Origin of the sequence: Streptococcus cristatus (assembly GCF_003943505.1) — a bacterium.
Lineage (GTDB): Bacteria > Bacillota > Bacilli > Lactobacillales > Streptococcaceae > Streptococcus > Streptococcus cristatus_E.
Map to the genome: position 1 here is coordinate 48,079 of NZ_RJPS01000002.1, position 21,609 is coordinate 69,687.

Annotated in this window: 25 protein-coding genes and 1 pseudogene; all 26 read left to right on the forward strand. The window is 42.9% G+C overall.

The window, feature by feature from the left end:
- Positions 1–39 precede the first annotated feature (39 nt).
- On the forward strand, positions 40–552 hold the full coding sequence (locus tag D8792_RS02230; protein ID WP_005590499.1) for an adenine phosphoribosyltransferase: 513 nt from the start codon (positions 40–42) through the stop codon (positions 550–552).
- 100 nt (positions 553–652) lie between these two features.
- Positions 653–1,594, forward strand: a complete 942-nt coding sequence (metA, locus tag D8792_RS02235; RefSeq protein ID WP_125372706.1) for a homoserine O-acetyltransferase MetA — start codon at positions 653–655, stop codon at positions 1,592–1,594.
- 9 nt (positions 1,595–1,603) lie between these two features.
- Positions 1,604–2,284: a DnaD domain-containing protein gene (locus D8792_RS02240; RefSeq protein WP_125372707.1), complete on the forward strand. Its 681-nt coding sequence runs from the start codon at positions 1,604–1,606 to the stop codon at positions 2,282–2,284.
- Positions 2,285–2,351: 67 nt separating this feature from the next.
- The gene (gene yghU, locus D8792_RS02245) at positions 2,352–3,140 is read left to right on the forward strand and encodes a glutathione-dependent disulfide-bond oxidoreductase (protein ID WP_125372708.1); all 789 of its coding nucleotides are present in this window, start codon (positions 2,352–2,354) and stop codon (positions 3,138–3,140) included.
- 119 nt (positions 3,141–3,259) lie between these two features.
- Positions 3,260–3,949 carry a tRNA (adenine(22)-N(1))-methyltransferase gene (locus D8792_RS02250; RefSeq protein ID WP_125372709.1) on the forward strand — a complete coding sequence of 230 codons (690 nt, stop codon included), beginning with the start codon at positions 3,260–3,262 and terminating at the stop codon, positions 3,947–3,949.
- Positions 3,936–4,733, forward strand: a complete 798-nt coding sequence (locus tag D8792_RS02255; protein ID WP_125372710.1) for a Nif3-like dinuclear metal center hexameric protein — start codon at positions 3,936–3,938, stop codon at positions 4,731–4,733. The genes D8792_RS02250 and D8792_RS02255 overlap by 14 nt, the downstream gene beginning before the upstream one ends.
- A gap of 11 nt (positions 4,734–4,744) precedes the next feature.
- Entirely contained in the window at positions 4,745–5,857 is a 1,113-nt protein-coding gene (locus D8792_RS02260) for an NAD(P)/FAD-dependent oxidoreductase (RefSeq protein WP_125372711.1), read from the forward strand.
- Complete coding sequence (locus tag D8792_RS02265) at positions 5,854–6,894, forward strand: hypothetical protein (protein ID WP_125372712.1); 1,041 nt, start codon at positions 5,854–5,856, stop codon at positions 6,892–6,894. Before D8792_RS02260 ends, D8792_RS02265 begins: the two co-directional genes overlap by 4 nt.
- Positions 6,895–7,004: 110 nt before the next feature.
- On the forward strand, positions 7,005–7,475 hold the full coding sequence (locus D8792_RS02270) for an 8-oxo-dGTP diphosphatase (protein ID WP_125372713.1): 471 nt from the start codon (positions 7,005–7,007) through the stop codon (positions 7,473–7,475).
- Between the two features lie 22 nt (positions 7,476–7,497).
- Positions 7,498–7,575, forward strand: a pseudogene (locus D8792_RS02275) (zinc transporter); the annotation flags it as partial.
- A gap of 76 nt (positions 7,576–7,651) precedes the next feature.
- Positions 7,652–8,521: a glucose-1-phosphate thymidylyltransferase RfbA gene (gene rfbA, locus D8792_RS02280; protein WP_125372714.1), complete on the forward strand. Its 870-nt coding sequence runs from the start codon at positions 7,652–7,654 to the stop codon at positions 8,519–8,521.
- Between the two features lie 4 nt (positions 8,522–8,525).
- Positions 8,526–9,119: a dTDP-4-dehydrorhamnose 3,5-epimerase family protein gene (locus D8792_RS02285; protein WP_125372715.1), complete on the forward strand. Its 594-nt coding sequence runs from the start codon at positions 8,526–8,528 to the stop codon at positions 9,117–9,119.
- A 140-nt stretch (positions 9,120–9,259) separates the two neighbouring features.
- A complete protein-coding gene (rfbB, locus tag D8792_RS02290; RefSeq protein ID WP_125372716.1) occupies positions 9,260–10,306 on the forward strand; it encodes a dTDP-glucose 4,6-dehydratase in 1,047 nt (348 codons plus the stop codon).
- Between the two features lie 181 nt (positions 10,307–10,487).
- Entirely contained in the window at positions 10,488–11,090 is a 603-nt protein-coding gene (locus D8792_RS02295) for a hypothetical protein (protein ID WP_125372717.1), read from the forward strand.
- Between the two features lie 211 nt (positions 11,091–11,301).
- The gene (locus tag D8792_RS02300) at positions 11,302–11,595 is read left to right on the forward strand and encodes a cupin domain-containing protein (protein WP_125372718.1); all 294 of its coding nucleotides are present in this window, start codon (positions 11,302–11,304) and stop codon (positions 11,593–11,595) included.
- 116 nt (positions 11,596–11,711) lie between these two features.
- Entirely contained in the window at positions 11,712–12,842 is a 1,131-nt protein-coding gene (hemW, locus tag D8792_RS02305; RefSeq protein WP_125372719.1) for a radical SAM family heme chaperone HemW, read from the forward strand.
- A 3-nt stretch (positions 12,843–12,845) separates the two neighbouring features.
- Positions 12,846–13,583, forward strand: coding sequence for an acyl-[acyl-carrier-protein] thioesterase (locus tag D8792_RS02310; RefSeq protein ID WP_125372720.1), 738 nt, complete (start codon positions 12,846–12,848; stop codon positions 13,581–13,583).
- A gap of 10 nt (positions 13,584–13,593) precedes the next feature.
- Entirely contained in the window at positions 13,594–14,364 is a 771-nt protein-coding gene (locus D8792_RS02315) for a TIGR01457 family HAD-type hydrolase (RefSeq protein WP_125372721.1), read from the forward strand.
- Complete coding sequence (locus tag D8792_RS02320; RefSeq protein ID WP_125372722.1) at positions 14,357–14,980, forward strand: TIGR01906 family membrane protein; 624 nt, start codon at positions 14,357–14,359, stop codon at positions 14,978–14,980. Before D8792_RS02315 ends, D8792_RS02320 begins: the two co-directional genes overlap by 8 nt.
- Positions 14,981–14,999: 19 nt before the next feature.
- Positions 15,000–15,971, forward strand: coding sequence for a CPBP family intramembrane glutamic endopeptidase (locus D8792_RS02325; protein ID WP_125372723.1), 972 nt, complete (start codon positions 15,000–15,002; stop codon positions 15,969–15,971).
- Positions 15,972–16,117: 146 nt separating this feature from the next.
- Positions 16,118–16,861: a DeoR/GlpR family DNA-binding transcription regulator gene (locus D8792_RS02330; RefSeq protein WP_125372724.1), complete on the forward strand. Its 744-nt coding sequence runs from the start codon at positions 16,118–16,120 to the stop codon at positions 16,859–16,861.
- Positions 16,858–17,769: a 1-phosphofructokinase gene (gene pfkB, locus D8792_RS02335; RefSeq protein WP_125372725.1), complete on the forward strand. Its 912-nt coding sequence runs from the start codon at positions 16,858–16,860 to the stop codon at positions 17,767–17,769. The genes D8792_RS02330 and pfkB overlap by 4 nt, the downstream gene beginning before the upstream one ends.
- Complete coding sequence (locus D8792_RS02340; RefSeq protein ID WP_125372726.1) at positions 17,766–19,727, forward strand: PTS fructose transporter subunit IIABC; 1,962 nt, start codon at positions 17,766–17,768, stop codon at positions 19,725–19,727. The genes pfkB and D8792_RS02340 overlap by 4 nt, the downstream gene beginning before the upstream one ends.
- Before the next feature lie 72 nt (positions 19,728–19,799).
- Positions 19,800–20,243: a hypothetical protein gene (locus tag D8792_RS02345; RefSeq protein ID WP_260470157.1), complete on the forward strand. Its 444-nt coding sequence runs from the start codon at positions 19,800–19,802 to the stop codon at positions 20,241–20,243.
- Positions 20,244–20,351: 108 nt separating this feature from the next.
- Positions 20,352–20,726 carry a DUF1149 family protein gene (locus D8792_RS02350; protein ID WP_125372728.1) on the forward strand — a complete coding sequence of 125 codons (375 nt, stop codon included), beginning with the start codon at positions 20,352–20,354 and terminating at the stop codon, positions 20,724–20,726.
- 2 nt (positions 20,727–20,728) lie between these two features.
- A complete protein-coding gene (gene fakB / locus D8792_RS02355) occupies positions 20,729–21,577 on the forward strand; it encodes a fatty acid kinase binding subunit FakB (RefSeq protein WP_125372896.1) in 849 nt (282 codons plus the stop codon).
- Positions 21,578–21,609: the final 32 nt, after the last annotated feature.

Consider the following 21,609-nt stretch of genomic DNA (forward strand, 5'->3'; position numbering starts at 1 on the left):
ATAATAGAGAGTAAAAAATTTTTTGAAAGAAAGAACATTATGAATTTAAAAGATTACATTGCAACCATTGAAAACTACCCAACGGAAGGGATTCTCTTCCGTGATATTAGCCCTTTGATGGCTGATGGAAATGCCTATAGCTACGCTGTACGTGAAATTGTTCAGTATGCGACTGACAAGGAAATCGACATGATCGTCGGTCCAGAAGCGCGTGGCTTTATCGTAGGATGTCCAGTTGCCTTTGAATTAGGAGTTGGCTTTGCTCCTGTCCGTAAGCCTGGCAAACTTCCTCGTGAAGTTATCTCAGCTGACTATGAAAAAGAGTATGGTGTAGATACTCTGACTATGCATGCGGATGCAATTAAACCTGGCCAACGCGTTCTGATTGTCGATGACCTTCTTGCAACTGGTGGAACAGTTAAGGCGACTATTGAAATGATTGAGCGCCTTGGCGGAGTTGTTGCTGGCTGTGCCTTCCTTATCGAGCTGGATGAGCTCAAAGGTCGCGAAGCAATTGGTGATTATGACTACAAGGTGTTGATGCACTACTAAAGATATAGCTTATTACTATATCTAGTTAGAGAAAAAGTATAATTGAAAACTATATCTCCTTTGAGTATAATNNGTATATTAAACAAAAGGAGATATTTTCATGCCTATCAANATTGATAAGAAGCTTCCCGCAGTTGAAATTTTAAGCTCTGAGAATATCTTTGTCATGGATGATGACCGGGCAGATCATCAAGATATTCGTCCCTTGAATATCTTGATACTCAATCTTATGCCCCAGAAAATGGTGACGGAAACTCAGATTTTACGTCATTTGGCCAATACGCCCTTGCAGCTGACCATTGAGTTTCTTTATATGACTTCTCATACGTCAAAGACCACCCAAGTGGAACATATGCAAACCTTTTACAAGACTTTTGATGAGGTCAAACATCGTTTCTTTGATGGCTTGATTATCACAGGAGCGCCAGTAGAGCATCTGCCCTTTGAGGCGGTAGACTATTGGGAGGAATTCCAGCAGGTGATTGAATGGTCCAAGACTCATGTCTTTTCGACTTTACATATCTGTTGGGGAGCTCAGGCTGGCCTTTATGCCCGCTATGGCGTGGATAAGCACCAGATGGAAGAGAAACTCTCAGGTGTTTACGAGCAGTCAGCTCCAAGCAATAATCTGCTTTTCAGAGGCTTTGATGATGAATTTATCACGCCTCATTCAAGGCATACAGAAGTACTGAAAGAAGATATTCTTAATCTGACTAATCTAGAGATTCTCTCCGAAGGAGAAGACACGGGCCTGTCTGTTTTGGCGAGCCGAGACTTGCGAGAGGTGTATAGCTTCGGTCATATGGAGTACGACCGTGATACCCTTGCCAAGGAGTATTTCCGTGACTTGGAAGCGGGCAAGGATCCTCATATTCCTGAGAATTACTTCAAGAATGATGATGTGAATGCAACTCCTTGTCTGCGCTGGAGTTTGGCGGCAGCTCTCTTTTTCAGTAACTGGGTCAATTATGCAGTCTATCAAGAAACGCCATTTGATTGGCAAAGTCCAGAGAATGATGCATCCTTCTTTGCTTATTTATAAAGAGGTACTATGACTTATTTAGCAGCTTACAAAAACGGCAACTTGGTTCTTCCAAGTGCCCTCTTTTTGCATTTTAAAGACATTTTTGATTCCAGCGATGATTTTTTGGTCTGGCAGTTTTTCTATCTGCAAAATACTACTTCATTGGAGGAGTTTGCGCCCAGTCAGATTGCGGAGCATATTGGCAAGACCTTATCCGAGGTCAATCGTTCCATGTCTCATCTGACAGAAAAGGGCTTGCTCCAGTACAGAACCATCGAACTGAATGGGGAAATTGAGGCGATTTTTGATGCTTCACCAGCCTTAGAAAAGCTAGATGAGATTCTAGGTACTTCCAGTCCTACTGGGTCAAGACAAGTGTCTGATGGCAACCTTCTCAAGGAACTAGTTGAAACCTTCCAGCAAGAGCTGGGGCGTCTTTTGACTCCCTTTGAAATAGAGGATTTGACCAAGACTATTAAGGACGATCAAACCAATCCTGACTTGGTCAAGGCTGCCTTACGCGAAGCGGTTTTTAATGGCAAGGCCAATTGGAAGTATATTCAGGCCATCTTGCGAAATTGGCGGCGAGAAGGCATTACAAGCCCAGCTCAGGTAGAAGCCAAACGGGCGGAGCGTGAAGCAAGTAATCCACAGAATGTAACGGTTTCGGATGATTTCCTCAATGCCATGAATTTGTGGAAGGACTGACTTTATTAGATTTGCAGTGGCCTGTTAGATATGACAGGCCCTTGATTTTATAAAAAAGGAGAAAAGTATGACCTATCAATTACCAAAAGTCTGGTCTGCTGTGGACAGCGACCAAGGAAAATTTTCAGGTATCAATCAGCCTACTGCGGGCGCGCGTTTTGAACAGAAGCTTCCTGTCGGTAAAGAACCTTTTCAGCTTTATTCACTTGGGACTCCAAATGGGGTCAAGGTGAAGATTATGCTGGAGGAACTACTGGCAGCTGGTGTGACAGAGGCAGCCTATGACCTCTATAAAATCAGCATCATGGATGGCGACCAGTTTGGCTCAGATTTTGTGAAAATCAATCCCAACTCCAAGATTCCAGCTTTGTTGGATCAGTCTGCTGATAAGCCGATTCCTGTCTTTGAGTCGGCTAATATCCTGCTCTATCTGGCAGAGAAGTTTGGAAAGCTGATTCCGTCAGATTTGGCTGGTCGGACTGAGGTGCTCAACTGGCTCTTCTGGCAGACAGGAGCGACGCCCTTCTTAGGTGGCGGATTTGGTCATTTCTTTAACTATGCTCCAGAAAAGCTAGAATATCCCATCAACCGCTTTACGATGGAAGCCAAGCGACAGCTGGATTTGTTGGACAAAGAATTAGCCAAGAAAGCTTATATCGCTGGAGATGACTACAGTATTGCTGATATTGCTATCTGGTCTTGGTATGGGCAGTTAGTACAGGATAAGCTCTATCCAGGAGCAGCTGAATTCTTGGATGTTGCATCTTATAAACACTTATCTGCTTGGGCGGAGAAGATTGCGGCTCGTCCGGCAGTCCAGTGCGGTTTAGCTGCTGAGTATCAAGAAATCAAATAAAAAATGACAAGTGGCGAGACAAAATCAGTTTATCGAAAAGCTGATTTTTCTTCCGCTGCTTTTTTTATACCCTTAAAAATGATATACTGAATAAAAGAACGTTTAGAAAAGAGTAAGCAATGCAAAAAAAGACTATTTCCCAGCGCTTGGAGCGAGTGGCTGCTTTTGTGCCGGATGGGGCAAAGTTGCTGGATGTTGGGAGCGATCACGCCTATCTGCCTATTTACCTGATTCAGCAGGGACGGATTGAGAAGGCTCTGGCCGGTGAAGTGGTAGAGGGGCCTTTTCAGTCTGCCCAGAAAAATGTGGCAGAGCATGGACTGACGGAGCAGATTGAGGTTCGCCTGGCCAATGGTCTGGCGGCTTTTGAATCGGCAGATCAGATTGACACCATCGTTATCGCTGGCATGGGCGGTCGCTTGATTTCAGAGATTTTGGAAAATGGAAGAGCTAAGCTTGGGTCTATTTCCCGCTTGATTTTGCAGCCCAATAACCGAGAGGATGAGCTCCGCAGCTGGCTGGTATCTAACGGCTTTCGTTTGCTGGCTGAGGATATCTTAGAAGAGGCTGGTAAGTTTTACGAAATCCTAGTGGCAGAAGCTGGCCAGCAAACTTTGACAGAGCAAGAAAAGCGCTTTGGGCCTTTCTTGCTAGAGCAGCAATCATCTGTGTTTAAACTAAGATGGCAAAAAGAACTGAAGAAACTTGAAGGAGCTCTAGCCCACATCCCAGAAAAAAATGAGCTAGAACGCTCTGCTATGTCCCAAAAAATCGAAAGTATCAAGGAGGTACTCCATGCTAGCAAGTGAAATCATCGCCCGTTATGAAGCCTATTGCCCGCAAGAACTGTCCATGGAGGGTGACATTTCAGGCCTGCAAATCGGGACCTTGGACAAAGAAGTGGACAAGGTTCTAGTGACATTGGATATTCGCGAGCAGACGGTGGCGGAGGCTATTGAAGCAGGTGCTGGACTGATTATCGTTAAACATGCGCCTATTTTTCGCCCGCTCAAGGACCTAGTGGCAGATAAGGCGCGAAATCAGATGATTCTAGACCTCATCAAGCATGATATTGCTGTCTATGTCAGCCATACCAATATTGATGTCGTGGAGGACGGGCTCAACGACTGGTTCTGCCAGCTATTGGATATTGAGGAGACAAGTTTTCTCAGTCATACAACCCCAGAACATGGTATTGGTCGTGTGGGGAAGATTGTGCCTCAGACTTTTGGGGACTTTGCAGCTAAGGTCAAGGAAACTTTTGGACTGGATAGTGTGCGTCTGGTCGCTTATGAAGAAGCGGATCTCAATCGTGTGATTGAGCGTGTAGCTATTTGTGGCGGCAGCGGTCAGTCCTTTTATCCGGAGGCTATTGCCGAGGGAGCGCAGGTCTACATAACAGGTGATATTTACTATCACACTGCCCAGGAAATGCTGACAGAAGGACTTTTAGCGCTGGATCCTGGACACCATATCGAGGTTCTGTTTACGGAGAAATTAAAAGAAAAGCTTGATACCTGGAAGGCAGAAGAGGGCTGGGAGATTGAGATTCTGGCTAGTCAGGCTTCGACCAATCCTTTCCGACATATTTGAGAGGGAGCGACATGAAAAAAGTAGCAGTAATTGGAGCTGGGATTGTCGGATCAACAGCGGCTTACTATTTGTCCAAATCCCCAGATGTGGAAGTGACTGTCTTTGATGACGGTAAGGGGCAGGCAACTAAGGCAGCCGCTGGCATTATCAGTCCTTGGTTTTCCAAGCGTCGCAACAAGGCTTGGTACAGGATGGCGCGTCTGGGCGCTGATTTTTATCAGGACTTGATTAGGGAACTGAAAGCGGCTGGAGTCCAGACGGACTTTTACCAACAGACAGGTGTTTATCTGCTGAAAAAGGATGAGAGCAAGCTACAGGAACTTTATGATTTGGCTTCTAATCGTCGTGAAGAGTCGCCGCTAATTGGGGACTTGAGTCTTCTCAGTCGTCAGGAAGCCCAGGAGAAATTTCCAGAATTGCAAGGCTTTGAGCGACTTCTCTATGCTTCCGGCGGTGCTCGTGTGGAGGGGGCGCTCTTGACGGAGACGCTTCTGAAAGCCAGCAAGGCAGAGTTGGTTGAGAAAAAGGTAAGCTTGACAGTAGAAGGAGAGCAAGTTCTGGTGGATGGTCGTAGCTTTGACTGTGTCATCTTAGCTGTGGGGGCTTGGTTGGGAGAAATCTTGCAGCCACTGGGTTATGCGACAGATGTTCGCCCGCAAAAAGGTCAGCTACGTGATTTTAAACTGGCTGAAAAGACGGACGACTACCCTGTTGTTATGCCTGAGGGCGAGCTGGATATCATTCCTTTTCTGGCGGGCAAGGTCAGTGTTGGTGCCAGCCATGAAAATGATCAGGGCTTTGATTTGACGATAGATAAAAAAATGCTGGATCAGTTGCAGCAAGAATCAGAAACTTATTTGCCAAGGTTGGCTACTGCAGGGATTTTAGGCGAGCGCGTGGGAACGCGGGCTTATACCAGCGACTTTTCTCCTTTCTTTGGCGCTGTGCCAGACTTGCCGCATGTTTACGCAGCCAGCGGTCTAGGCTCTTCTGGTCTGACAACTGGTCCGCTCATCGGACGCCAATTGGCTCAGATGGCTCTAGGAGAATCAGGACTGCTAGATCCAGCAGACTATCCTATTGAACGGTACGTGGAGAAGAAGATACTTAAGGAAAACAAATGATTATAATAATCCTCGTTTTACTTTTACTAGTAATATCAATATCAATTTCAATCCCACTTATTCTATTTACTAGACACAAAAGTCGTTCTCAACGTCCTCTTATTGCTCAAAATAATGGAGGAAATCAGGAACTAGCAAAGAATACAAAAAAGAAAATAGGTTTTGGAGTTTTGGGCTGCTTCCTATCTAGTGTGGTGATCGTTTGTTTCATGGCTCTTGTCTCTATGTTTCTGAGTTTCATAGATATGTGGGGAATTTTTGTACGGGTGCCGAAATATGAAATGGTACAGGCTGTTCAGCGCCCATATAAGCAGAGTGGTTTTGAAGGAACGGTCAGAGTTATAGATGCTAATAAAAACTATACCTCTTTTGCTGGTTATTTAATCAGTGCTGAGTATTCTGAGGAAATTGAGGGGAAAACGGTTAAGATCGGTGACCGAATTGAGTATTACACCTCTCGAGATGAGAAAAATGGAAAAACAGATATTGACCTACAGCTTGAAAAGGGAGACGCAATTTATCAAGCTTTCCCTAGTATCGCTTATAGGGGACTTGAGCTGAGTCCAGGTTATAGTGAAACTTTAGAGACTGTAAAAGATAGTTTTACAAAGGCAGATAAGAAGAAACTATATCTTGAATCCCTTGATTTTATGATAGATAAGGATGCACCAAATATTGATAAATACGAGGCTCTTATAAAAAAGAATCAGGAAGAAGGCCAGCCTTTGCAGGGCTTGTACCCAATCCCTATTTCTGACATGTTGGAAAAAGAGGCTCTTGCCATTGAAATGAAGGTAATTTTGAACGTGGAGCAAGACGATAGATCTATCATTGGTATTGGTCAAGACCAGAAGAATGATGATAAAATCAAGCAGATTTTACAAGAGCAGCTAGATTTAACGAAGCTACCAAATGCACGTTATCTTATGGTCATTAGTGTCGGGAAACATAGCAAGTATTTTGGATTTGGTAAATATGAAGTCATTGTTCAAAATCATCAGATCGTTCGATTTTCTATCCAAAATAAAGAATATTGAGTTGGAATAAGTTTTTTGGGGTGCTTGCTTTTAATTACAGCTTGTGGTTGTATAAGCATCATGAACGCGGTTTTCCTAGAGTTACTAGTTCCATGTGGAGAAGGTTTGATATGACAGAAACTATTTTGAATTGGGTCAATATTTGTGTAAAAAAAGATGATGAAATCCTACTGCTCAATCGCCAGCATGATAACTTTAAAGGGTGGATACAACCAGGTGGGAAGGTGGAGTTTCCAGAATCTTTTTTTGAAGCTGCAATGCGCGAGTTAAAAGAAGAAACGGGACTGACTGCTCTAAACTTGGAATTGAAGGGAATTTCAGGCTTCACTAATCCGAGTAAAAAAGAACGGTATGTGTATTACGATTTTCTTTGTACTGCCTTTGAAGGACAAGTCAGGGGAAACGATCATGAAGGGGAGCCCAAATGGTGGAAGATTTCGGAACTTGACCAAATAGATATGCAGGACGACATACGTGAACGTTTGCCTCTCTACTGGCGGAAAGGCTCTTTCGAGCGGATTCATTACTGGAATGAGGAAGAACACTGTATCGGGGCAACCAAGACGATTTTGTATGATTGATTTGAGAGGATAGGGAGAAGTTATGGACTGGTTACGGTCGCAGTCTGTGGTTATGCAGGCGTTCTTGGCTGGGCTTTTTACATGGAGATGTACTATTATTTAAAGAGAGTGAAAAGGATGACATCCGCTTTCAAAAATGGTAGAATAAGGAGAATACATTAAGAGAGGAAACTCATATGAAAGGTATTATTCTTGCAGGTGGTTCTGGTACACGTTTGTATCCATTGACCCGCGCTGCGTCAAAACAGCTCATGCCGGTTTATGACAAACCCATGATTTATTATCCACTGTCAACTCTTATGCTGGCTGGTATCAAGGACATCTTGATTATCTCCACTCCAACAGATCTGCCTCGTTTTGAGGATCTGCTGGGAGATGGCTCTGAGTTTGGTATCAAGCTTTCTTATGCAGAGCAGCCAAGTCCGGACGGGCTGGCACAAGCCTTTATCATTGGGGCTGATTTCATTGGAGATGACCGCGTGGCGCTGATTCTTGGGGATAATATTTACCATGGACCAGGTCTGAGTAAAATGCTCCAAAATGCTGCTGCTAGGGAAAAAGGAGCAACTGTTTTTGGCTACCATGTCAAGGATCCAGAACGCTTTGGTGTCGTAGAATTTGATGAAGATATGAATGCTATCTCCATCGAAGAAAAACCAGAACAGCCGCGCTCTAACTATGCAGTGACAGGACTGTATTTCTACGACAATGATGTCGTTGAAATTGCCAAGAACATCAAGCCAAGCCCTCGCGGAGAATTGGAAATCACTGATGTTAACAAGGCTTACTTGGATCGTGGTGACTTGTCTGTTGAGCTCATGGGACGTGGTTTTGCTTGGTTGGATACAGGAACCCACGAAAGTCTCCTAGAGGCAGCACAATATATCGAAACAGTTCAGCGTATGCAGAATGTTCAGGTGGCAAATCTAGAAGAAATTGCCTATCGTATGGGCTATATCACTAAAGAGCAAGTGCACGAATTGGCGCAGCCGTTGAAGAAGAATGAATACGGACAATACTTGCTCCGTTTGATTGGAGAAGCATAAGAAGATGACAGAACAATTTTTTGATAAGGAATTAGCAGCACGTGAGGTTCCCGGAATTCCTGGAATGCTAGAATTTGATATTCCTGTTCGCGGGGACAACCGAGGCTGGTTTAAGGAAAATTTCCAAAAGGAAAAAATGCTGCCGCTAGGCTTCCCTGAAAGCTTCTTTACAGAAGGGAAACTGCAAAATAATGTCAGCTTTTCTCGTAAAAATGTCCTGCGTGGTCTTCATGCTGAGCCTTGGGACAAGTACATCTCTGTTGCAGATGACGGTAAGGTGCTGGGTTCTTGGGTCGACCTGCGTGAGGGCGATACCTTTGGTAATACCTACCAGACAGTAATCGATGCCAGCAAGGGAATTTTTGTGCCACGTGGTGTAGCCAACGGCTTCCAAGTTCTTTCCGATACCGTTTCTTATAGCTATCTGGTGAACGACTACTGGGCTTTGGAACTCAAACCCAAGTATGCCTTTGTCAACTATGCAGACCCAGCTTTAGGCATCCAGTGGGAAAACCTAGAAGCAGCAGAAGTCTCAGAAGCAGACAAGAATCATCCACTACTCAAGGATGTCAAACCTCTAAGAAAAGAAGATTTATAAGAAGAGTGAATGTTTATTTTTATCATTTCCTTCTTTAACTTTTTAGGAATTCTATTTTCTGCTTTTTTAATTGCTGTTGCTCTTTTAATGTTGCAAAAATTATTCCTGATTCTAATTTCATTTTGGAGACAAGAAAATCAATGACTGAATACAAAAAAATTATCGTGACAGGTGGAGCTGGATTTATCGGTTCTAACTTTGTCCACTATGTTTACAATAACTTTCCAGATGTCCATGTGACAGTGCTGGACAAGCTAACTTACGCAGGTAATCGTGCTAATATTGAAGAAATTTTAGGCGACCGCGTTGAGTTGGTTGTTGGAGATATTGCTGATGCAGCCTTGGTAGATAAGCTTGCTTCTGAAGCGGATGCTATCGTTCACTATGCGGCAGAAAGCCACAATGATAACTCGCTCAATGACCCGAGTCCATTTATCCACACCAACTTCATCGGAACTTACACGCTTTTGGAAGCATCTCGTAAGTACGATATTCGTTTCCACCATGTGTCGACTGACGAGGTTTATGGAGACTTGCCTCTGCGTGAAGACTTGCCAGGTCATGGAGAAGGTCCAGGTGAGAAATTTACCGCTGAAACCAAGTACAATCCAAGCTCGCCTTACTCATCAACCAAGGCAGCTTCAGACTTGATTGTCAAAGCTTGGGTGCGTTCATTTGGCGTCAAAGCGACTATTTCTAACTGTTCAAATAACTATGGTCCTTACCAGCACATTGAGAAGTTCATTCCGCGCCAAATCACCAATATCTTGAGCGGTATCAAGCCAAAACTTTACGGTGAAGGTAAAAACGTCCGTGACTGGATTCATACCAATGACCATTCATCAGGTGTTTGGACGATTCTGACCAAGGGACAAATCGGCGAAACTTACTTGATCGGTGCTGATGGCGAGAAGAACAACAAGGAAGTTCTAGAGCTGATTCTCAAGGAAATGGGACAGCCAGCAGATGCTTATGATCATGTGACAGACCGTGCCGGCCACGATCTTCGCTATGCCATTGATGCCAGCAAGCTCCGCGATGAGCTTGGATGGAAGCCAGAGTTCACCAACTTTGAAGCGGGTCTCAAAGAGACAATCAAGTGGTACACAGACAATCAAGACTGGTGGAAATCTGAAAAAGAAGCAGTCGAAGCCAACTATGCTAAGACGCAACAAGTGATTAAGTAAGCCTTGTTATACAGGCAATATGCGATTAAGAGGCTGGGATTATTTGTCCCAGTCTTTTTTATAGGATTGTTAGCCTTTTAATCTGTTTGTTACAGAAAATGATGTAAAAATAGTGTAAAATGAGATAAATCCTTTCTGTGTTTTCAGCTAAGGATATTTCTCAAAGTAAAGGAAGACAAAAATGAAATTGATCAAAAGATTGGTAGGAATTGTCTTGGTGCTGTTGCTTGCAGCAGTGCTATTTCTGGTTCCTTCTTCTATCAATCCGAATGAACAACTAAAAAATGTTCAAGCGAATACTTCGTGGGAAAGTATGATTGAGCCGACTTTGAACAATGCTAATGTAACGGCTCAGGGAGTCAGCACAGAGGTCTCTCTCAATAGTGTCCAGCTTAATCAGGTGCTCAAGTCTTCGCTGACTGACTCTGAGAATCAGGAGCTGCTGAACAGTGCTTACAGTATTGAAGGCAATAAGCTGCGCATCCAGTATCCAGTTAAGTTATTTTTTATTGACAGTAAACTGGATCTAGAGGTGGATGTGACGGTGAAGGGGAGTGCCTTGTACATCACAATCGATAACGCCAAGCTAGGCATCCTTCCTATCCCTAAATCTTGGGTGACTGGCATGCTGAAGCAGCAACTGCAGACCTCTAATTCGACTATCACGACGGAGGGAGATAGTTTTCTTCTACCTCTGCCGCAGAGTCCATTCAGCATTGACAAAATCAGCCTGCAGAATGGAGTTGCTAAAATCCAGATCAGTATAGCTTATGGAATTCAATGATTTTTAAATCTAATTCATAACAAATTTCTAGATTGAAGAAAAGATCTATTTTAGATGATGCTCTTCAATCTTTTTATATTTAAGAAAATTGATCGAATAGAGCATGATGAAAATACCATATTTTTTAACTTTGTAGGCATCAATTAGGAATATTAAAAAATTCTGACAATTCTTTAAAATTATGCTAAAATGAAGAAAAGGAGGGAAAACGATGAAATTTTACTCAATAGATCCAAATGTTGATGTGGTTGAAACTCCGGTTGAAGAGCAAGGACGTCTCATCCGCCATTTGCACCTTGCTAAAGGAAAACAAATTCCTGAACATAGCGCAGATGCTCTTGTTACAGTTGTCTGTCTAGAAGAAAAAGTAGATTTTACTGCCTTTGGAGAAACTGTACAATTGGTGCCGGGAAGTTTTCTGACAATGGAGCCGAATGAACTTCATAGTTTATATGGTGTGGAAGAGAGCCATGTTTTAGTGATTCAGCAGTTGCTTTATCCCTGATCTACTTGAACAGATGCTCTTTCAACATTAACTCAAGGAATTTTTCTATTTCTTGAGTTTTTTTATTCTATTTTCCAAGAGGGCTTTGTTGCTAATTTTATGCTATAATAAATACTATGCAAACTAAACCAACTTCTGCCTATGTGCATATTCCTTTTTGTACTCAGATTTGTTATTACTGCGATTTTTCCAAGGTTTTTATCAAAAATCAGCCGGTAGATAGTTATCTGGAGCATTTGATTGAGGAGTATGATTCCTACGATATCAAAAAGCTCCGTACCCTCTATATCGGTGGTGGGACTCCGACCGCTCTATCAGCGCCTCAATTGGCCTTCTTGTTGGAAAAGCTGACAGACAAGCTTGACTTGTCTTGTCTAGAAGAGTTGACCATCGAAGCCAATCCTGGGGACTTGGATCAGGAGAAGATTGCTGTACTTAAAGACTCGCCTGTCAATCGGGTTTCGCTGGGCGTTCAGACTTTTAATGACCGTATGCTTAAGCAAATTGGTCGCAGTCACTCGGAAAAGGACATCTATGAGAATATTGCCAATCTCAAAAAAGCGGGTTTTGACAATATCTCGATTGACCTGATTTATGCCCTGCCCAAGCAGACTATGGAAGATGTAAAAACCAATGTTGCCAAGGCTATTGCTCTGGACATTCCTCACATGAGTTTGTATAGCTTGATTTTGGAAAATCATACGGTCTTTATGAATCGGATGCGGCGCGGAAAGTTGCCCCTGCCTAAAGAGGATTTGGAAGCGGAGATGTTTGAATATATTATAGCTGAGCTGGGAAAAGCAGGTTTTGAGCATTACGAGATTTCCAACTTTTCCAAGCCAGGCTTTGAGAGCCGTCACAACCTCATGTACTGGGACAATGCGGAGTATTATGGTATCGGTGCGGGAGCGTCTGGCTATGTTGATGGTGTTCGCTATAAAAACCACGGCCCCATTCGTCATTATCTGCAGGCGGTGGAAGCAGGCAGTGCCCGTGTGCAGGAAGAAGTGCTGACGCTGCATGAAAAGATGGAAGAAGAGATGTTTCTCGGACTGCGGAAGAAGTCAGGTATTTCTAAAAAACGCTTTGAGGAAAAATTCGGTCTTTCCTTTGAAGATCAATACGGAGCTGTTGTGACTGAACTGACTGAGCAGGGTTTGCTAGTGCCAGACAAAGACATCGTGCGCATGACCAAACAAGGCCTCTTTTTGGGCGATACGGTTGCTGAGAAATTTATATTGGAGTAAATCATGGGCTTAACTTATCAAATGAAAATGAAAATTCCTTTTGATATGGCAGATATGAATGGCCATATCAAGCTACCGGATGTCATCCTGCTGTCCTTGCAGGTATCAGGCATGCAGTCGATTGAGCTTGGTGTCAGCGACAAGGACATGCTGGAGCAGTATAATCTAGTCTGGATTATTACGGACTACGATATTGATGTGACACGACTACCGCGATTTGCAGAGGAAATTACCATCGAGACTGAAGCATTGACTTACAATCGGCTTTTTTGCTACCGTCGCTTCACGATTTTTGATGAAGCGGGCGAGGCTATTATCCAGATGATGGCGACTTTTGTCCTTATGGATCGTGATAGTCGCAAGGTTCATGCAGTTGAACCTGAAATTGTTGCACCTTACCAGTCTGACTTTTCTAAGAAATTGCTGCGCGGTCCCAAGTATCCAAACTTGGAAAATCCTATCAGCAAGGACTACCATGTGCGCTTTTACGACTTGGATATGAATGGACATGTCAACAATAGCAAGTATCTAGACTGGATTTTTGAGGTCATGGGCGCAGATTTCCTTACCCAGCATATTCCTCAGAAAATCAACCTGAAGTATGTCAAGGAAGTCCGACCAGGTGGTATGATTGCCTCTAGCTATGAACTAGACGGTCTGCAGAGCACGCACCAGATTTCTAGTGATGGCGATGTCAATGCGCAAGCTATAATCACTTGGCAAGAAATTGAAAAAGATTAGAAAGTAATGTATGACTTATAAAGGATATTTGATTGACTTAGACGGGACGATTTACAAGGGAAAGAGCCGAATTCCGGCAGGAGAGTCCTTTGTACACGAGCTGCAGAAGCGTAGCATTCCCTATCTTTTCGTGACCAATAACACCACGCGTACGCCAGAAGCTGTTCAGACTATGTTGGCTGAGAATTTCAACATTGAGACGCCGCTTGAGACTATTTACACAGCAACTTTAGCGACCATTGACTATATGAAGGAGAAAAATCTGGGCAAAAAAGTCTATGTCATCGGTGATGTTGGGCTTAAACAGGCCATTGAAGAGGCTGGCTATATAGAAGACACAGAAAAACCAGACTATGTGGTAGTGGGTCTGGACTGGGAAGTGGACTATGAGAAGCTGACAATAGCGACTCTGGCTATTCAAAAAGGCGCTCACTTTATCGGAACCAATCCCGACCTCAATATTCCGACTGAGCGAGGTTTGCAGCCAGGAGCGGGTGCTATCAACTCCCTCTTGGAAGCAGCCACTCGGGTTAAGCCGACCTTTATCGGCAAGCCAAACGCCATCATCATGGAAAAAGCCATAGAGCATTTAGGGCTGGCGCGTGAGGATGTAGTCATGGTGGGGGATAACTACCTGACAGATATTCGAGCGGGAATCGACAATGGCATTCCGACCCTCTTGGTTACGACAGGCTTTACCCTGCCAGAAGAGGTACCAAATCTGCCGATCCAACCGACGCATGTATTGTCTAGTCTAGCGGAGTGGGACTTTGATGCGTGATAAGTTAAGATTTTCAGCCAGCGTTTTGTGCTTGCTGGCAGCAGCTATCTTGCTGACTATTTATCTGGCTTGGCTGTTTTATCCGCTGGAAATTTCCTATTTTACTTTGTATGATAAGGTTCATTTGAAAGCAGAGACCATCCAGTATAATTTCAATATTTTGATGAATTACTTGACCAATCCTTTTAGTCAGAAGCTGGCAATGCCGGATTTTCGCTCGTCAGCAGCTGGGCTGTATCATTTTCAGGCGGTCAAGTATCTCTTCCACTTGGCGCAGGTTGTCTTTGTACTAACCTTGCCGGCTTTTATTTTCTTTATCCAAAAAGTGGTCAAAAAAGGATTTTTAGCTCTTTATCAAAGAAGCTTGTTTATCTTGAGCGTATTGCCCTTTGTCATGATTTGCTTGGCTGGTTTGATTGGTTTTAACAGCTTTTTTACGCTTTTTCATCAAGTGCTTTTTGTGGGAGATAATACATGGCTATTTGATCCAGCCAAGGATCCAGTCATCTGGATTTTGCCAGAAGAATTTTTCATGCACGCCTTTATTCTTTTTGCTCTTCTTTATGAGGGAATCTTTTTAAGTTTGTATTTTTTCAGTAGAAAGACTCGTAGCTAATAATACCAAAGGAGATTTTATGAATACTTTACCTGAGCCTTTAAATCCCAAGAAAGATTTGGGGAGATTTTCAGCAAGCTGCTTCACTTATTCTATCGTGATGCTAGTGGTTGTCATACTTTATACTGTCTTTTCCTATTTCTTTGTTCTTTTTCAGCAGGGTTTTGATATAGGTAAGACTGAGGAATTTGTAAAAAGTTTTATGGATAAAGATGGCGGTTCCTACATTATCGCTTCTTGTGTGGGAGTGCTTATTTTCACGATTTTCAGGGGCAAGCAGCTTTTCACGCGAGATTTGCGCAAGAAAAATAAAAAAATGACAGCCAAAGTCTTTTTCTTCATGATTTGTTTCTTGTTTTTCTCTCAGCTATTTAGCACTTTGACGAGTCAGATCATGAATGCTATTTTGTCTCTCTTTGGTTTGGATCTTTCTGAAATTTTATCACAGGATTTTAGCTCTCATTCAATCACCATGTTTATCTATACCACCATCATGGCACCGATTACGGAGGAGATTATTTTTCGGGGAGCAGGTTTGCGGGCTTTGGAAAAACACGGAAAAGTTTTTGCCATTATCATGACGGCTCTGCTTTTCGGTCTATTCCATGAAAATCTCTATCAGGTGTATTTTGCTGCTATGATTGGTCTGGGCTTTGGTTACATCGCTTTTGAATATTCTATTTTCTGGGTGATCTTCTTCCATATTTTCAATAATTTGGTCATCGCAGAAGGACTTGATTTTCTGACCAACTATATCCCAGAAAGAATCGTGAATCTCATAAATTATGGATTGATGACTGTAGGAACAACGGTAGTATTGATTGTACTCATCCTAAATAGGTCGAAAATTAAAGCTTATATTACTGAAAATAGATCTCAGCCGGGAACATATAAGCAAGCTCTTAAATCAGTTTGGTTCTGGGTATTTTCGATCTTATGTGTGCTTGCTGCCTTTTTACCGATCCTTCTTGTCTATATCGCTACAAGATAATAAAGAAATTCAAAGAAGTCTAACAGGCTTCTTTTTTCTATATTCAAACAAATGATTTGTTTTTGATAGAAAATGACAGAAAATGCTTGACTTTGAAATTTAATCTTGTATAATAGAACTGTAATCGATTGCAGAGGAGGTGTTCTATGCTGAAGTCGAAAAGAAAGCAGCTGATTCTCGAGAAAGTTATGAAAGATAAATTTGTTTCTTTAGAGTATCTAGTAAAAGCTTTAGACACTTCAGAATCAACTGTTAGAAGAGATTTAGATGAGCTTGAAAGCGAGCGGAAGTTGAGGCGTGTACATGGTGGTGCTGAGAGTCTTCACTTCTTGCAGGAGGAAGAAAGCAACCAAGAAAAATCTATCAAAAACATTCAAGAAAAAACCAGGATTGCTCAGAAAGCAGCGAGCTTGATTCAAGAATACGATGTCATTTTTATTGATGCAGGGACGACCAATGAACTCTTAGTCAATGAATTGCACGATCCGAGCGTGACGGTGGTGACCAACTCTATCCATCATGCGACTAAGTTGGTGGAGCGCAACATTCCCACTGTGATCATTGGTGGTATCGTGAAACGTTCGACAGATGCCAGTATCGGTGGTGTCGCTCTAAATCAAATCGGTCAGCTGAATTTTGACAAGGCTTTTATCGGAATGAATGGAATCGACGATGGATTTTTCACGACTCCGGATATGGAAGAAGGAGCGGTGAAACGCGCTATTCTTGAAAATGCTAAGAGAACTTATGTTTTGGCTGATGCCTCAAAGTTAGGTCAGACATCTTTTGCAAAAGTGGCCCCGATATCGCGCGCAAGGCTTATTACAAACCAAACTGAATCTGAAGTGATTCAAAAGATTAAAGAAAAAACGGAGGTAATAGAAGCATGATTTATACAGTCACACTCAATCCATCCATTGACTATATCGTTCGCTTGGATCAAGTCCAAGTTGGCAGTGTCAATCGTATGGATAGTGATGATAAATTTGCTGGTGGGAAAGGAATCAATGTCAGCCGTGTTTTGAAGCGCTTGGATATTCCAAACACAGCGACTGGATTTATCGGAGGCTTTACTGGTAAATTTATCACAGATACATTGGCAGAGGAAGAAATCGAGACACGCTTTGTCCAAGTAGCAGAAGATACTCGTATCAATGTCAAGATTAAAGCCGACCAAGAAACAGAAATCAACGGAACGGGTCCAACTGTCGAACCAGCTCAGTTAGAAGAATTGAAAGCTATTTTATCTAGTTTGACAGCAGAAGATACAGTTGTGTTTGCGGGTTCGAGTGCTAAGAACCTAGGCAATGTTATCTACAAAGATCTGATTGCATTGACACGCAAGACTGGTGCGCAAGTGGTTTGTGACTTTGAAGGACAGACCTTGATTGATAGTTTAGACTACCAGCCACTTTTGGTTAAACCAAATAATCACGAACTTGGAGCTATCTTTGGAGTCAAGCTTGAAAGCCTTGATGAAATCGAGAAATACGCACGAGAATTACTGGCTAAGGGTGCTCAAAACGTCATTATTTCTATGGCTGGGGACGGTGCCCTTTTGGTAACATCCGAGGGAGCTTACTTCGCTAAACCAATCAAAGGAACAGTGAAAAATTCAGTAGGAGCTGGCGACTCTATGGTTGCCGGATTTACAGGTGAGTTTGTCAAATCCAAAGATGCAGTAGAAGCCTTCAAATGGGGAGTGGCTTGTGGAACAGCAACCACCTTCTCGGATGACTTGGCAACAGCGGAATTTATTAAAGAAACATATGAAAAAGTTGAGGTAGAAAAACGATGAAAATTCAAGACCTATTGAGAAAAGATGTCATGTTGCTGGATTTGCAAGCAACTGAAAAAACAGCCGTCATCGAAGAGATGATTAAAAGCCTGGTCGATCACGGTTATGTGACAGATTTTGAAACCTTTAAAGAAGGCATTTTGGCGCGTGAAGCCTTGACTTCAACTGGTTTGGGTGAGGGGATTGCTATGCCGCACAGCAAGAACTCTGCTGTCAAAGAAGCAACAGTTCTCTTTGCCAAGTCAAACAAGGGTGTTGACTATGAAAGTTTGGATGGGCAACCAACAGACCTCTTCTTCATGATTGCTGCTCCAGAAGGTGCCAATGATACTCACTTGGCAGCCTTGGCAGAACTGTCTCAATACTTGATGAAAGACGGTTTTGCAGACAAATTGCGCAAAGTATCTTCACCAGACGAAGTTATTGCTCTTTTTGACCAAGCGTCTGAAAAGGCAGCTGAACCGGCAACTGTTGCTCCTGCCAACGAATCTGGTGACTTCCTCGTAGCTGTTACAGCTTGTACAACAGGGATTGCCCACACTTACATGGCTCAAGAAGCCCTTCAAAAAGTAGCTGCTGAAATGGGAGTTGGCATTAAGGTTGAAACTAATGGTGCTAGCGGTGTTGGCAACAAACTGACAGCAGAAGACATCAAAAAAGCTAAAGCAGTCATCATCGCAGCAGACAAGGCTGTTGAAATGGATCGTTTTGATGGCAAACCTTTAATCAGTCGTCCAGTTGCAGACGGCATCCGCAAGACAGAAGAACTGATCAATCTGGCTCTTTCTGGCAATGCTGAAGTTTATAAGGCTGCTAATGGTGGCGCTGCAGTAGCTAGCAGCAATGAAAAACTTAGCTTGGGTGGAGCTTTTTACAAGCACTTGATGAGCGGTGTTTCTCAAATGTTGCCATTCGTTATTGGCGGCGGAATCATGATTGCCATTGCCTTCTTGTTGGATCAGATCTTAGGTGTGCCAAAGGATCAGCTTTCTAATCTGGGAAGCTATCATGAAATTGCGGCTCAATTTAAGGCAATTGGTGGTGCAGCCTTTGGCTTCATGTTGCCAGTATTGGCTGGTTATATCGCTTATTCAATCGCTGAAAAGCCTGGTTTGGTTTCTGGTTTCGTAGCCGGTGCAATTGCTAGCAGTGGCGCATCATTTGGTGGTGTTGCCTATGCTGCAGGTGGTGAGAAGACACTCTCTCTAGCGGGTGTATCATCTGGTTTCCTTGGAGCTCTAGTCGGTGGATTCTTAGCTGGTGGTGTGATTTTAGTACTTCGCAAATTACTTGCAGGTCTGCCTCGCTCACTTGAAGGTATTCGCTCCATCTTGCTCTTGCCACTTCTTGGTGTTCTTGTGACTGGATTCCTTATGCTGGCAGTCAATATCCCTATGTCAGCAATAAATACAGCCCTCAACGATTTCCTTGCTAGTCTGAGCGGAAGCTCTGCTGTCCTCCTCGGTCTCTTAGTCGGTGGTATGATGGCAGTCGATATGGGTGGACCAGTCAACAAAGCAGCCTATGTATTTGGTACAAGTACGCTGGCAAGCACTGTCTCAACTGGTGGTTCTCCAGTCATGGCAGCGGTTATGGCAGCCGGAATGGTTCCACCGCTTGCAGTATTCGTGGCAACTCTGCTTTTCAAAGATAAATTTACTACTGAAGAACGTGATTCAGGTTTGACAAATATCGTTATGGGTCTTTCCTTCATCACAGAAGGTGCGATTCCATTTGGAGCTGCTGACCCAGCCCGTGCAATTCCAAGCTTTATCGTAGGTTCAGCTCTTACAGGTGCACTTGTCGGTCTATCTGGCATCAAACTTATGGCTCCTCACGGAGGAATCTTTGTCATCGGTTTGACTAACAACCCAATCCTTTACCTTGTGTATGTCTTGATTGGTGCAGTTGTCAGCGGTATTCTTTTCGGATATTTGCGTAAACCACTGGAAAAATAAAACCGACGCGAAAGAATCTTGATGGTTTGTCAAGGTTCTTTTTGCCATAATTTGAATAGATGGGATAAGATTATGAAAACATATACAGATAAGTTAGTTGTGAATATGAAAGCAGACATTGCTTGGGAAGCATTGAAAATGATGGATAGATGGCTCCCTAGTTTGTCAACAAATCAAGCCATTTACTTTGAAGGCGGAGAAGACTTTTTCTACGAAGGAAGAAAATACGATGTTGTGACAAAAGAAGGGATAAAAATGGCTTGCGAAATAAGCGAGGTCAAAGAGGAAAACTTTTGGATTGAGATACATGCGAGACATTCTCTTCTACATTCGATTTTAAATTGTCAAGTGGTTCCTTTGACTTCTTCGACCTGCCAATTGGTAAGAATACAATCTTATCCAGGCTTTGTTGGATTTTTGTTTAATCTATTCTTTAAGCGTAGAGAAGCAGGCGAGACAAGTGAGTATTTGGAAGTATGGAAAAATTACGCCCAAAATCAGTTTCAGACTTTGTGATAATTCGTCACCATCTCCTATCTAATAGAGTTCTGAAAACAATTATCGCTAGAAAGATACATCAAATTATGTTATAATGGACTATCGTATATTTTTAGGAGAATAGTAATGGAATTACAACGTGAACAAGAATTTGTCAGCCAGTATCATTTTGATGCACGCAATTTTGAATGGGAAAAAGAAAATGGAACACCAGAAACAAAAGTTGACGTGAATTTTCAGCTGATTGAAAGAAATGAAGAAAAGAATTCAACATCCATGATTGTGATTTTGACTTTTATGATTGTGTTTGATCGTTTTGTGATCAGTGGAACGATTACGCAGACAAATCATATTCAAGGACGTTTGGTNNAGGAACCTAGTGANTTTGANCATGAAGAAGTGGAAGAATTGGCGCGTCCTTGCTTGACNATGCTCAATCGNTTGACTTATGAAGTNACTGAGATTGCGCTAGATTTACCAGGTATTAATTTGGAGTTCTAATGATGAAATTAGCGGTTATAACGGATTCGTCCGCTTTTTTACCGGATAGCCTTCGTGGAAATGACCATCTTTGTGTGCTCGATATTCCAGTAGTGATTGCTGGAGAGACTTATGTAGAAGGAAAAAATCTGACAGCTAGTGAGTTTTATGAGAAAATGGCTGCTGCAGATGAATTGCCAAAGACAAGCCAGCCTAGTGTGGCAGAGTTGGAGGAGACGTTGACGCGCCTTGCCAGCGAGGATTACACGCATGTACTAGGGCTCTTTTTATCCAGTGGGATTTCAGGATTTTATCAAAATATCCAGTATCTCAAGGATGAGTTTCCTGATTTGAAAATCGCCTTTCCTGATTCAAAAATCACCAGTGCTCCGCTGGGGCTCATGGTTGAAAATGCTTTGACTTGGGCTGCTGAAGGACAGGATTTTGAAGAGATTTTGATCAAGATTCAGCAGCAAATTGATGGAACCAGCGCCTTTATCATGGTTGACGATCTCAATCATCTGGTTAAGGGCGGTCGCTTGTCCAATGGCGCAGCTATTTTAGGAAATCTCCTAAGTATCAAGCCGATTCTGTATTTTAACGATGCAGGTGTCATTGAAGTCTTTGAAAAGATTCGGACGGAAAAGAAGGCGACCAAGAGATTGATTGAAGTAGTGGAGGAAAAAACTGCCTCTGCTTCTTATCAGGTCATGGTGATTCATGGGAATGCTGAAGAGAAGGCGGAAAGCTTACGCCAGCAGCTTATAGAGGCTGGTATAGCGAACGATATTCCTCTTGCTACCTTTGGTAGTGTGATTGGAACTCACTTGGGCGAGGGTAGTGTCGCTTTAGCCTACATTCCGCTGGTCTAGAGTTTTGCAGAGCGGTTAGTCAAGAATAGAGA

Coding starts and splice junctions, on each gene's coding strand:
- D8792_RS02250 (WP_125372709.1), top strand. CDS start 3,260: ATGCAAAAAAAGACTATTTCCCAGCGCTTGGAGCGAGTGGCTGCTTTT.
- D8792_RS02325 (WP_125372723.1), top strand. CDS start 15,000: ATGAATACTTTACCTGAGCCTTTAAATCCCAAGAAAGATTTGGGGAGA.
- pfkB (WP_125372725.1), top strand. CDS start 16,858: ATGATTTATACAGTCACACTCAATCCATCCATTGACTATATCGTTCGC.
- fakB (WP_125372896.1), top strand. CDS start 20,729: ATGAAATTAGCGGTTATAACGGATTCGTCCGCTTTTTTACCGGATAGC.
- D8792_RS02240 (WP_125372707.1), top strand. CDS start 1,604: ATGACTTATTTAGCAGCTTACAAAAACGGCAACTTGGTTCTTCCAAGT.
- D8792_RS02340 (WP_125372726.1), top strand. CDS start 17,766: ATGAAAATTCAAGACCTATTGAGAAAAGATGTCATGTTGCTGGATTTG.
- D8792_RS02260 (WP_125372711.1), top strand. CDS start 4,745: ATGAAAAAAGTAGCAGTAATTGGAGCTGGGATTGTCGGATCAACAGCG.
- D8792_RS02300 (WP_125372718.1), top strand. CDS start 11,302: ATGAAATTTTACTCAATAGATCCAAATGTTGATGTGGTTGAAACTCCG.
- rfbB (WP_125372716.1), top strand. CDS start 9,260: ATGACTGAATACAAAAAAATTATCGTGACAGGTGGAGCTGGATTTATC.
- D8792_RS02345 (WP_260470157.1), top strand. CDS start 19,800: ATGAAAACATATACAGATAAGTTAGTTGTGAATATGAAAGCAGACATT.
- D8792_RS02320 (WP_125372722.1), top strand. CDS start 14,357: ATGCGTGATAAGTTAAGATTTTCAGCCAGCGTTTTGTGCTTGCTGGCA.
- D8792_RS02270 (WP_125372713.1), top strand. CDS start 7,005: ATGACAGAAACTATTTTGAATTGGGTCAATATTTGTGTAAAAAAAGAT.
- D8792_RS02265 (WP_125372712.1), top strand. CDS start 5,854: ATGATTATAATAATCCTCGTTTTACTTTTACTAGTAATATCAATATCA.
- D8792_RS02255 (WP_125372710.1), top strand. CDS start 3,936: ATGCTAGCAAGTGAAATCATCGCCCGTTATGAAGCCTATTGCCCGCAA.
- rfbA (WP_125372714.1), top strand. CDS start 7,652: ATGAAAGGTATTATTCTTGCAGGTGGTTCTGGTACACGTTTGTATCCA.
- D8792_RS02310 (WP_125372720.1), top strand. CDS start 12,846: ATGGGCTTAACTTATCAAATGAAAATGAAAATTCCTTTTGATATGGCA.
- hemW (WP_125372719.1), top strand. CDS start 11,712: ATGCAAACTAAACCAACTTCTGCCTATGTGCATATTCCTTTTTGTACT.
- D8792_RS02295 (WP_125372717.1), top strand. CDS start 10,488: ATGAAATTGATCAAAAGATTGGTAGGAATTGTCTTGGTGCTGTTGCTT.
- yghU (WP_125372708.1), top strand. CDS start 2,352: ATGACCTATCAATTACCAAAAGTCTGGTCTGCTGTGGACAGCGACCAA.
- D8792_RS02315 (WP_125372721.1), top strand. CDS start 13,594: ATGACTTATAAAGGATATTTGATTGACTTAGACGGGACGATTTACAAG.
- D8792_RS02230 (WP_005590499.1), top strand. CDS start 40: ATGAATTTAAAAGATTACATTGCAACCATTGAAAACTACCCAACGGAA.
- D8792_RS02330 (WP_125372724.1), top strand. CDS start 16,118: ATGCTGAAGTCGAAAAGAAAGCAGCTGATTCTCGAGAAAGTTATGAAA.
- D8792_RS02285 (WP_125372715.1), top strand. CDS start 8,526: ATGACAGAACAATTTTTTGATAAGGAATTAGCAGCACGTGAGGTTCCC.